Genomic DNA, 10,524 nt, shown 5'->3' on the forward strand with positions numbered 1-10,524 from the left:
CTTCAGGAAAGAGGGTGGAACGTGGACCGCTGCGTCGTCCTGGTGGACGCTGGCTATCTGCTGGGCGCCGCCGCGAGCCTGCTGGCCGGGGAGCCCGCCCGCTCCCGCATCTCCGTCGACCACGCGACCCTGATCCAGGGCCTGCGGGAGCGCGCCGAGGCCGAGACCGAGCGCCCGCTGCTGCGCATCTACTGGTTCGACGGCGCCCCCGACCGCGTACCGCAGCCCGAGCACCGGCGGCTGCGCGTGATGCCCCGCGTCACCGTCCGGCTCGGCGCGCTCACCCGCAGCGACGGCCGCTGGGCGCAGAAGGGCGTGGACGCCGCCATGCACGCCGAGCTGACCGAGCTGGCCCGCAACCGCGCCTGCTCCGACATCGTGCTCGTCACCGGCGACGGCGATCTGCTGCCCGGGCTGATGTCGGCCAAGGAACACGGTGTCGCCGTCCACCTGTGGGCCGTCCAGGCCGCCGACGGCGACTACAACCAGTCCGAGGACCTGGTCGCCGAGGCCGACGAGCGGCGCGTCCTGGACCGGGCGTGGATCACCGGCGCGGTGCGCGCCAAGGAGCTTCCCGGGCCCTGCGCCCCCACCACCGAGCCCCGCCCGGAGATCGCCGCCATCCTGGCCGCCCCGCTGCCGGAGACCGCCGCCGCTGCCGCCGCGGCGGCAGCGGCCGAATCGCCCGGCACCCACAACGGGACGGCGCGGACCGCGGCGGGCGCCCCGGGCGCCGCACCGTCCCCGGCGGGCCCGGACGCCAGATCGGCGCCCGGCCCGGCCCCCGCCGCCGCGCCGGACGCCACTGCCGGGGGCGGGGCCAAGGGCGTGCCGACCCCGAAGGACCTCGCGGGCCTGGGTCGCGGACCCGGCTCCTCCGCCGCACCGCACCCGGCCCCCAGCGCCACCCTCCGCTGGTCCTCCGACAAGGGCTGGGTCGACCGCGGCCCGGGCTCGGGCGTGGGCGAGCCGCCGGAGACCGCCAATCTGCCCATGCTGGCCCAGCTCACCAGCGCCGAGCAGCGCTGGGCCGACCGCGAGGAGGACATCACCGCGGTCAGCGGCGACCCGTTCGAGGTCGGCCAGGTCTTCGCCCGCCGCTGGACCGAGCGGCTCTCCGACGCGGGCCACCTCCACCAGCTGTCGACGGAGTACCCGCGCATCCCGCACCGCATCGACGGTGAGCTGCTGCGCTACGCGGCCCGCTTCGGCCTGCTCGCCCACAAGGACGACCAGATCGACGAGCACGACCGCTATGCGATCCGGGCCGGGTTCTGGCGCGAGATCGACGTCCGCACCGCCGCCGAGCACGCCCCCGCCGGAGAGTAGGCCGGGCCCCCCGCGGACGGCACCGGCTGTTTGGGCGCGTACCCTCATAGCTCGTGAGGACGGGCGCGAAACAGGCGACGGCAGGCGATGTGGTGTGCACCGTGCGCGGCCTGGTCAAGACCTATCCCGCGGCGCGTGGCCGCCGCGGTGCGCCCGCCACGCCCGCGGTGCGGGCCAGCGACGGCATCGACCTGGACGTGTCGCGCGGTGAGGTGTTCGGGCTGCTCGGGCCCAACGGCGCCGGGAAGTCGACCCTCGTACGCCAGCTCACCGGCCTGCTGCGGCCCGACCAGGGCCAGGTCCGGGTGCTCGGCCACGACCTCGTACGCCATCCCGAGCGCGCCTCCCGCCTCCTCGGCTACCTGGGTCAGGACTCCACCGCGCTGGACGAGCTGACCGTCGCGCTCGCCGCCGAGACCACCGCGCGGCTGCGCGGGCTCGACGTGCGCGCCGCCCGCGCCGAGCGGGACGCGGTGATCGAGGAGCTGGGGCTCGGCGGGCTCGCCGGGCGGCCGCTGAAGAAGCTCTCCGGCGGTCAGCGCCGGCTGGCCTGCGTCGCCGCCGCCTTGGTAGGGGAGCGGCCGCTGCTGGTGCTGGACGAGCCGACCACCGGGATGGACCCGGTGGCGCGGCGCGCCGTCTGGGCCGCCGTGGACCGGCGGCGGGCCGAGCGCGGGGTGACCGTGCTGCTCGTGACGCACAACGTCATCGAGGCCGAGACGGTGCTCGACCGGGTCGCGGTGCTCGACCGGGGCCGGGTCATCGCCTGCGACACCCCCGCCGGGCTCAAGGCGATGGTCGCGGACGAGGTGCGGGTGGAGCTGGTGTGGCGCGCCGAGGCGCCGCTGCACATCCCCGGGGTCGCCGCGCTGCGGGACGCCGCGCACGCCTCCGGGCGGCGCTGGACGCTGCGGCTGCCCCCGGACGCGGCGCGCGCCGCGATCGCCACCGTGACCGGCGGTCCCGCCTTCGCCGCGCTGGACGACTTCACCCTCGCCACGCCCAGCCTGGAGGACGTGTACGTGGCGCTGGGCGGCCGTACGGAGAGCGTGGAGGGGCTGGTGAAGACATGAGGGACGGTATCGGGGGACGGCATGCGGTGAACGCGACCGTGATCATGTCCGTAACCAAGCCCGTGACCAAGCGAGACGGAAGAGGAGCAGCGCAGACGTGAGTGTCGTGCCCGCGCAGGCCATGCCCGGCATGCCGAAGGCCGGTGCGCCGGTCGAGGAGGCCGGTGGCGCCGTGCCCCGGCCCGCCGACGCCGCCCCCGCCCCGCTCGTGGCCCCGGCGCCGCTCGCGGCCTCCGCGCGGCTGCTGCCCGCGCTGGCCGCGGTCTACCGGGCGCAGCTGTCGCGGGCGCGGGTGGCCCGGATCCCGCTGCTGTTCGTGGCGACGTTCCAGTCGATCGGGATCATGGTCCTGATGCGCGGCGTGGTGGACGAGGGCGGCAGCGCGGCGCGGTCCGTGGTGGCCGGGTCGAGCGTGCTCGTCGTGGCCTTCGTGGCGCTCAATCTGCTCGCGCAGTACTTCGGCCAGCTCCGGGCGAGCGGCGGGCTCGACCACTACGCGACGCTGCCGGTGCCGCCCGCCGCTGTGGTGCTCGGCGCGGCCGCCGCGTACGCCTCCTTCACCGTGCCGGGGACCGCCGTCACCGCGGTCGTCGGCAGCGCGCTGTTCCAGCTGCCGATGGGCCACTTGTGGGTACTCGCCGCGGTGATCCCGCTCTCCGGCGCCGCGCTCGCGGGCCTGGGCGCGGCCCTCGGGCTGCTCGCGCCGCGCCAGGAACTGGCCACGCTGCTGGGGCAGTTGGGGATGTCGGCCGCGCTGCTGCTGGGGGTGCTGCCCGCCGACCGGATGCCGGAGGTAGTGTCGTACGCGCGTGATCTGCTGCCGTCGACGTACGGTGTGGAGGCCCTGGCCCGGTCCTTCGACGGTCAGCCCGACTGGCTGGCGGTCTGCGCCGACCTCGGGGTGTGCGCGGGGGTGGCCGTGGTGTCGCTTGCCGCCGCGACCTGGGCCTATCGCCGGGCAGCCGTGCGGTGACGCGCCGCAGCGAACGTCCCGCCGACCGAAGTACGCCGTCCACCTGGCACGATGACGGAGTGACCGCACCGTTGACGCCACATGAACAGCCCTCGCCGCACGACGACGCCGAGCACGGGCAGCCCGCACCGGGCGAACCGGCCGCGCAGGGTCCGCAGGGGCACCCCGATCCGTATCCCGCCGAGGAGTCCGAGCACGCCGAGCACTCCGAGCCGGGGGAGGAGCTGCGGGCTGAGCTGGTGCAGGCGTCCGTGGTGGCGATCGCGGTGGCGGTCGCGGGCGTGCTGCTCGGGCTGCTCTGGCTGTGGCTGGCGCCCCGGGTGTCGCTGATCTCGGACGGCAAGGCCGTCTATCTGAAGGATTCCGAGGGTGAGAACGCGATCGGCGCGGACGGGGTGTTCGTACTGGCCGCGCTGGCCTTCGGCCTTGTCTCGGCGGGGCTGACCTTCCTGTTCTGCCGCCGTGGCGGGGTCGCCCTGGTGGTCGGGCTGGCGATCGGCGGCGTCCTCGGCTCGGTGATCGCCTGGCGTCTCGGCGTCTGGCTCGGGCCGTCCACGGACGTCGTGACGCACGCCCGGCAGGTCGGCAAGGGCGTCGCGTTCGACGCCCCGCTGAAGCTGAACGCGAAGGGCGCGCTGCTGGCGTGGTCGGTGGCCGCGATGGTCGTGCACCTGGCCCTGACCGGTCTGTTCGGCCCCCGCGACGAGGAGCCGGAGACCTACTACCAGACCACGACCGCCGCGTAGTCCTCTAGGGCCGCGGCGCGCTGGAGGCGCGGACGACCAGTTCCGGGCGCAGGCGCTCGGACTCGACGGCTTCGCCCTCCAGCAGCCGGACCAGCATCCGCAGGCCCCGGCGGCCCATCTCCAGCATGGGCGACCGCACGGTCGTCAGCGGCAGCGGCAATTCCGCCGCCAGCGGGGTGTCGTTGAACCCCACCACCGCCACATCGGCGCCCGCCCGCAGGCCCTGTTCGCGGAGGGCGCCGATCGCGCCGATGGCCGCGAAGTCGTTCACCGCGAAGACCGCCGTCGGCGGCTCCGGCGTGTCCAGCAGCCGCGCCGTGGCGGCGTGCCCGCCGGGCACATCGAAGCGGGAGTGCGTGATCCGGTGGGCTGGGATCGGCAGCCCCGCCTCCCGGTAGCGGTCCACCAGACCCGCCGTACGGTCGATGCCGGTGCTCGCGTACGGCTCGCCCGCGACGACCGCGACATCGCGGTGGCCCAGCTCCAGCAGATGGTCGGCGACCAGGCGGCCGCCCAGATAGTCGTCGCAGGTCACCGACGGGTGGTCGGCACAGGTCCGGCTGACCAGGACGAACGGGATGCCGCGCCCGGCCACCTCGGCCAGGAAGCGCCCGTCCGCATGCGCGTCGCCGAAGATCATGCCGTCGACGCGCCGCCCGATGACCATCTTGGTGCGGGTGCGCTGGGCCTCGGGGTTGTCGCCGGTGTTGGCGACGAACGTCGACAGACCCTGTTCGGCGGCGGCCTCCTCGATCCCCTCGTAGATCGTGGCGAGCACGATGTCCGACAGCCGGGGGACCAGGACGCCGACCAGGTTGCTGCGCCGGGTGCGCAGGCTGGTGGCGTGGGGGTTGGGCTGGTAGCCCAGTTCGTCGGCGAGCCGCCGGACCCGCTCCACGGTGTCGGCCGAGGCGGCGCGCAGGCTCTCGTCCGGTTTGGCGTGCAGCACCCGGGAGACGGTCGAGACATGCAGACCGAGCTGATCGGCGATGGTGCGCAAGGTGACCGGTCGTGATTGCTGCGTGCCCACTTCGGCTCGGCCTCCGGTTGTCCTACCGCCGCACCCCGGTCCCCGGTGCGGCAAACGATCGTGATGGTAACAGCGGACCTCTTGACAGCTGTGGCCGGTGACACACATCCTACCCAAACGATTGCCCCAAACGTTTGGGGTCGGATTTGAGTCACGCAATGCGACGCTTTCAGGCCACGCACCGCGGCCTGAAACGCGCCACATCACGCCACATCAAGAGGAGGCCGGGTGCGCAGGATCGTCGTACTGTCGACGGGCGGGACCATCGCGACCCGCCAGGACGCCCATGGCACCAGGCTCGCCGCCGATCCGGCGGACGCCCTGCTGGAGCGGCTTCCCCGGCCCCCGGGGGTGCCGGTCGAGACGCGCGACGTCTTCTGCCTGGGCAGCTATCTGCTGACCCCGGCCGATATGCGCGAGGTCGCCGTGGCCGCCCACGAGGCGCTGGCCGACGAGAGCGTCCGGGGCGTGGTGGTGACCCATGGCACCGACAGCCTGGAGGAGACCGCGTACCTCCTCGACCTCTTCCACGCCGACCCCCGGCCCGTGGTGTTCACCGGCGCGATGCGCCCGGCGGACGCCCCGGACGGCGACGGGCCGCGCAACCTCGCCGACGCCCTCGCGGTCGCCAACGCCGCCCGGGCCCGGGACCTCGGCGTACTGATCTCCTTCGACGGCCGGATCTACCCCGCCCGCGGCACCCGCAAGACCCACACCGTGGCCCCCGCCGCGTTCGCCGCCCCCGACGGCGGTCCGCTGGGGCGGGTGGCCGACGGCGACGTGGAGATCACCGCGGCGCCGCTGCGCCCCAAACCGCTCGACCTCGCGGCCTTCCGCCCCGAGGCGCCCGAGCGCATCCGCACCGACATCGTCGCCGTCTACCCCGGCTGCGACATCCGGGCCCTGCGCGCGGTGGCCGACGCGGGCGCCCGCGCGGTGGTCCTCGAGGCCACCGGCGCGGGCAACGCCAACCCGCAGGTCGCCGCCGAGGTCGCGCGGCTCGTCGCCTCCGGCGTCGTGGTCGCGCTCTCGACCCGCGTCCACGCCGGTCCGGTCGCCGCGGTGTACGGCAACGGCGGCGGCGCCGACCTGGTCCGGGCCGGGGCGATCCCCACCGGCACCCTGCGCCCCTCCCAGGCGCGGGTCCTGCTCACTGCCCTGCTCGGGTGCTACGGCGACCCGGCGCGGGTGCGGACCGCACTGAGAACAGCACTGGAATCAGCACCGGAATCAGCACCGGAAACACCATCCGAGAGGAACCAGCATGGCTAAAGAGATCTTTGTGGCGTTCGGCGTCGATGTCGACGCGGTGGCGGGCTGGCTGGGCAGCTACGGCGGCGAGGACTCGCCCTGTGACATCTCCCGCGGCCTGTTCGCCGGGGAGGTCGGAGTGCCGCGGCTGCTGCGCCTGTTCGAGCGGAAGGACCTGCGCACCACCTGGTTCATCCCCGGCCACTCCCTGGAGACGTTCCCCGACCAGACCCGCGCGGTGGTCGACGCGGGCCATGAGGTGGGCGCCCACGGCTACTCGCACGAGAACCCGATCGCGATGACCCGGGCCCAGGAGAGCGCCATCCTGGACCGCAGCATCGACCTGATCGAGAAGGTCGCGGGGCGCCGCCCGACGGGCTACGTCGCCCCCTGGTGGGAGTTCTCGCCGGTGACCAACGAGCTGCTGATCGAGCGCGGCATCGCGTACGACCACTCCCTGATGCACAACGACTTCACGCCCTATTACGTGCGCGTCGGCGACAGCTGGACGAAGATCGACTACTCGCGTCCGGCCGAGGAGTGGATGAAGCCGCTGGTGCGCGGCGAGGAGTCCGGCCTGGTCGAGATCCCGGCGAACTGGTACCTCGACGACCTGCCGCCCATGATGTTCGTCAAGGCCAGCGCCAACAGCCATGGCTTCGTCAGCCCGCGCGAGCTGGAGCAGACCTGGCGCGACCAGTTCGACTGGGTCTACCGCGAAATGGACTACGCGGCCTTCACCATGACGCTCCACCCCGATGTCTCCGGCCGCCCCCAGACGCTGCTGATGCTGGAGCGGCTCATCGAGTACATCGGCGGCCACGAGGGCGTCCGCTGGTCGACGTTCGACGAGATCGCCACCGACTTCAAGGCCCGCTCCCCCCGGGCCTGATCCTCCCTCTCCCTCCGTTCTCCCTTCCCCGCTCTCTCTCCCCGCTTCCGACAAGGGGCAATCCGCCATGACCACCGTCCCCTCCCAGCACAGAGGCACCCCCACAGACACCCCCGGACCACCCGCCGCCCGCCTGCCCCGCATCGGCGTGCGCGCCACGCGCAAGGCCACCGTCATCGCCTTCTGCGCCTGGGTGTTCGCCGTCTACGACTACATCCTCTTCGGCACCCTGCTGCCCGAGATCTCCGGCCGCTTCGGCTGGAGCGACGAGCAGGCGGCGCTGGTCTCGACCCTGATCTCCGTGGGCACCGCCGTCGTCGTCCTCGGGGTCGGCCCGCTCGTCGACCGGCTCGGCCGCCGCAAGGGCATGATCCTCACCGTCTCGGGCACCGCCCTGGCCTCCGCCGCCTCGGCCGTCACCCCCGGCGCGGCCTATCTGGTCGGCGTCCGCTCGATCGGCGGCCTGGGCCTGTCGGAACAGGCCGTCAACACGACCTATCTGAACGAGATCTACGCCGTCACCGAGGACGAGGCGATCAAAAAGCGCCGCGGCTTCGTCTACAGCATGGTGCAGTCCGGCTGGCCCGTCGGCACCCTGTTCGCGGCCGCGTTCGTCGCCGTCTTCCTGCCGCTCGTCGGCTGGCGCGGCTGCTTCCTGCTCGCCACCTTCCCCGCCCTCGTCATCGCCCTGCTGCGGCGCGGACTGCCGGAGACCCCGCAGTTCGAACTGGAGAAGCGGCTGCGGACGCTGCGGAAGGAGGGCAAGGAGGCGGAGGCGCGGCAACTCGCCGCCGAGTACGGCGTGGACGAGACCCCCGTCACCCCGCTGGTGGAGATCTTCCGCGGCCGGGCGCGGCGCAACACCCTCGTGCTCAGCTTCGCCTGGCTCGCCAACTGGTTCGGCATCCAGATCTTCAGCGTGCTCGGCACGACGGTGCTCACCAAGGCCAAGGGCGTCAGCTTCGAGGGCTCCCTGCTGCTGTTCATCGTCATCAACGCCGTCGGCTTCGCCGGTTACCTCTTCCACGGCTGGGCCGGTGACCGCTTCGGCCGCCGCAATGTCATCGCCTGCGGCTGGATCCTCTCCGGCGTCCTCTTCGCCCTCATGCTCACCGTCGCGCACGGCACCGTGGCCGTGGTCGCGCTCTACTCCCTCGGGATGTTCTTTCTGATCGGCCCGTACGCCGCGATGCTCTTCTACATGGGCGAGTGCTACGACACCCGCTGCCGGGCCACCGGCACCTCCTTCATCAACGCCTTCAGCCAGCCCGGGGCCGTCATCGCCGGTGCCCTCGCCACCACGATGCTCGCCTCCGGCGCCCACTGGGACCAGACCGCGCTGCTCATCGGCGCCGCCGGAACCTTTCTCTCCGGCTTCGTGATGTTCGCGGCCCGCCGGGTCGACACCGTCGAAGCCTGAACCCCACTCAGGAGTCTCTTCAGTGATACAGAACGATCAGCCCGAGCGGCCGGTCGCCGTGATCACCGGCGCGGCCAGCGGCATCGGGCGCGCGCTCGCCGTCGCCTACGCCCGCCGCGGCGTGCGGACGGTGCTCGGCCACTACCCCGGCGACCCCCACGACCCGGAGGAGACCGTGCGCCTGGTCGAGGCGGCGGGCGGGGAGTGCGTACGGCACGCGGTGGACGTACGCGACCCGGCAGCCGTCGAGGCGTTCGCCGAAGCCGCCCTCACCGCGTACGGCCGCCTGGACATCGCCGTCGCGAACGCCGGGGTGCTGCGCCGGGCGCCGCTCGCCGAACTCACCGACGACGCCTGGGACAACATGCTCTCCGTCGACCTCACCGGCGTGCTGCGCACCCTGCGCTCCGCCGCCGGGCGCATGTCCGGACCCGGCGCGATGGTGGCCGTCTCCTCCATCGCGGGCGGCGTCTACGGCTGGGGCGACCACGCCCACTACGCCGCCGCCAAGTCCGGAGTGCTGGGACTGTGCCGGAGCCTGGCGGTCGAACTGGCCCCGCGCGGCATCCGCGTCAACGCGGTGATCCCCGGGCTCATCGTCACCCCGCAGTCCTCCGACCCGGTCAACTCGCTCGGCCCCGACGGGCTCGCCCGCGCCGCCGCTTCCATCCCCTGGGGGCGGGTCGGCAGGCCCGAGGAGGTCGCCTCCGCGATCGCCTATCTGACCTCCGAGGACGCCTCGTACGTCACCGGGCAGAGCCTCGTGGTGGACGGCGGACTCACCGTCAGGATGCCCGCATGACGGCCGGGGCCCTTCAGGGGCGCACCGCGCTGGTCACCGGCGGGGCCAGCGGCATCGGCCGCGCCGTCGTGGAGGCGTACGTACGGGAGGGCGCCCGCGTCGTGATCGCCGACCGCGACGCGCCGCGCGCCGCGGCCGCCGCCGCCGAGACCGGCGCGGCGGGGCACGCCGCCGTGGACGTCACCGACCCCGCCGCGGTCGAGGCCGTCACGGCCGCGGTGGAGGCCGAGCACGGCGGCATCGACATCCTGGTCAACGCCGCGGGCATCCTCACCGAGGCGCCCCTGACCGAGATGGACCCGCGGCTGTGGTCCGAGACCATCGCCGTCGACCTCACCGGGGTCTTCCTGTGCTGCCGCTACGTCGTCCCCGGGATGGCCGAGCGCGGCTGGGGGCGGGTCATCAAACATCGCCTCCCAGCTCGGCATCAAGGGCGGCCGCTCGCTGTCCCATTACGCGGCCGCCAAGGCCGGGGTCATCGGGCTGACCAAGTCCCTCGCGCTGGAGGTGGCCGAACGCGGCGTCCTGGTGAACGCCATCGCCCCCGGCCCCATCGACACGCCGATGGTCGCCGGGCTCACCGCCGACTGGAAGGCCGCCAAGCAGGCCGAACTCCCCCTGGGCCGCTTCGGCCGCCCGGAAGAGGTGGCCCCCACGGCCGTCCTGCTGGCTTCCGACCCCGGCGGCAACCTGTACGTCGGCCAGACGCTGGGGCCGAACAGCGGCGACGTCATGCCGTAGGAGGTGACGGGATGTGCGGGGCGTGTGGTGAGCGCGGGGCGTTCGACTGGGCGCGGGCCTGGACCGCCGGGCTCGCCGCCCGCCGGGCCGTGGCCGTCGCCGCGGCCCGGGCGGCGGACCGGCGCGGGCTGCGGGTGACCGCGGGCCCCGGCGGATGGCTGGTGCACGGTCCCACCGGGGCGGCCACCGCCTGCGACGGGCTCGGCGCGCTCGTCGCGGCCGTACGGCGCTGGGCCGGGGCCGAGGAGCCCGCGCCCTGGGACCCGG

General features: G+C 73.9%; 9 protein-coding genes and 3 pseudogenes. 10 read left to right on the forward strand and 2 right to left on the reverse strand.

The features are described from left to right. Positions 1-21 precede the first annotated feature (21 nt). From SSOG_RS33410 to SSOG_RS33425, 4 genes are all read left to right on the forward strand, one after another. A complete protein-coding gene (locus SSOG_RS33410; protein ID WP_009718682.1) occupies positions 22-1,329 on the forward strand; it encodes an NYN domain-containing protein in 1,308 nt (435 codons plus the stop codon). A gap of 53 nt (positions 1,330-1,382) precedes the next feature. Beyond that, positions 1,383-2,402 (forward strand): ABC transporter ATP-binding protein, encoded by a 1,020-nt coding sequence (locus SSOG_RS33415; protein WP_009718683.1) that lies wholly within the window; start codon positions 1,383-1,385, stop codon positions 2,400-2,402. A 130-nt stretch (positions 2,403-2,532) separates the two neighbouring features. Next, the gene (locus SSOG_RS33420; RefSeq protein ID WP_009718684.1) at positions 2,533-3,375 is read left to right on the forward strand and encodes an ABC transporter permease; all 843 of its coding nucleotides are present in this window, start codon (positions 2,533-2,535) and stop codon (positions 3,373-3,375) included. Between the two features lie 59 nt (positions 3,376-3,434). Beyond that, positions 3,435-4,121 (forward strand): hypothetical protein, encoded by a 687-nt coding sequence (locus tag SSOG_RS33425; RefSeq protein ID WP_039939286.1) that lies wholly within the window; start codon positions 3,435-3,437, stop codon positions 4,119-4,121. Positions 4,122-4,125: 4 nt separating this feature from the next. Here the strand turns inward: SSOG_RS33425 and SSOG_RS33430 are convergent, their stop codons facing one another. Continuing rightward, positions 4,126-5,151, reverse strand: a complete 1,026-nt coding sequence (locus SSOG_RS33430) for a LacI family DNA-binding transcriptional regulator (RefSeq protein WP_009718686.1) — start codon at positions 5,149-5,151, stop codon at positions 4,126-4,128. 228 nt (positions 5,152-5,379) lie between these two features. Here SSOG_RS33430 and SSOG_RS33435 point away from each other — a divergent pair, with 228 nt between their 5' ends. The 6 genes and pseudogenes from SSOG_RS33435 to SSOG_RS57615 form a co-directional block, all read left to right on the forward strand. Beyond that, a complete protein-coding gene (locus tag SSOG_RS33435; protein WP_009718687.1) occupies positions 5,380-6,423 on the forward strand; it encodes an asparaginase in 1,044 nt (347 codons plus the stop codon). Beyond that, positions 6,416-7,294: a polysaccharide deacetylase family protein gene (locus SSOG_RS33440; RefSeq protein WP_009718688.1), complete on the forward strand. Its 879-nt coding sequence runs from the start codon at positions 6,416-6,418 to the stop codon at positions 7,292-7,294. Before SSOG_RS33435 ends, SSOG_RS33440 begins: the two co-directional genes overlap by 8 nt. 67 nt (positions 7,295-7,361) lie before the next feature. Next, the gene (locus SSOG_RS33445) at positions 7,362-8,714 is read left to right on the forward strand and encodes an MFS transporter (protein ID WP_009718689.1); all 1,353 of its coding nucleotides are present in this window, start codon (positions 7,362-7,364) and stop codon (positions 8,712-8,714) included. A 22-nt stretch (positions 8,715-8,736) separates the two neighbouring features. After that, complete coding sequence (locus SSOG_RS33450; protein ID WP_009718690.1) at positions 8,737-9,516, forward strand: SDR family NAD(P)-dependent oxidoreductase; 780 nt, start codon at positions 8,737-8,739, stop codon at positions 9,514-9,516. After that, positions 9,513-9,848: pseudogene (locus SSOG_RS58575) on the forward strand (SDR family NAD(P)-dependent oxidoreductase); the annotation flags it as partial. The gene SSOG_RS33450 and the pseudogene SSOG_RS58575, both read left to right, overlap by 4 nt. Positions 9,849-9,915: 67 nt before the next feature. Further along, a pseudogene (locus tag SSOG_RS57615) lies at positions 9,916-10,257 on the forward strand (SDR family oxidoreductase); the annotation flags it as partial. On the opposite strand, the pseudogene SSOG_RS58580 reads toward SSOG_RS57615, so the two are convergent. Then, a pseudogene (locus tag SSOG_RS58580) lies at positions 10,247-10,524 on the reverse strand (2-oxoglutarate dehydrogenase, E2 component, dihydrolipoamide succinyltransferase); the annotation flags it as partial. The pseudogenes SSOG_RS57615 and SSOG_RS58580 overlap by 11 nt on opposite strands.

It is taken from the genome of Streptomyces himastatinicus ATCC 53653 (assembly GCF_000158915.1).
Lineage (GTDB): Bacteria > Actinomycetota > Actinomycetes > Streptomycetales > Streptomycetaceae > Streptomyces > Streptomyces himastatinicus.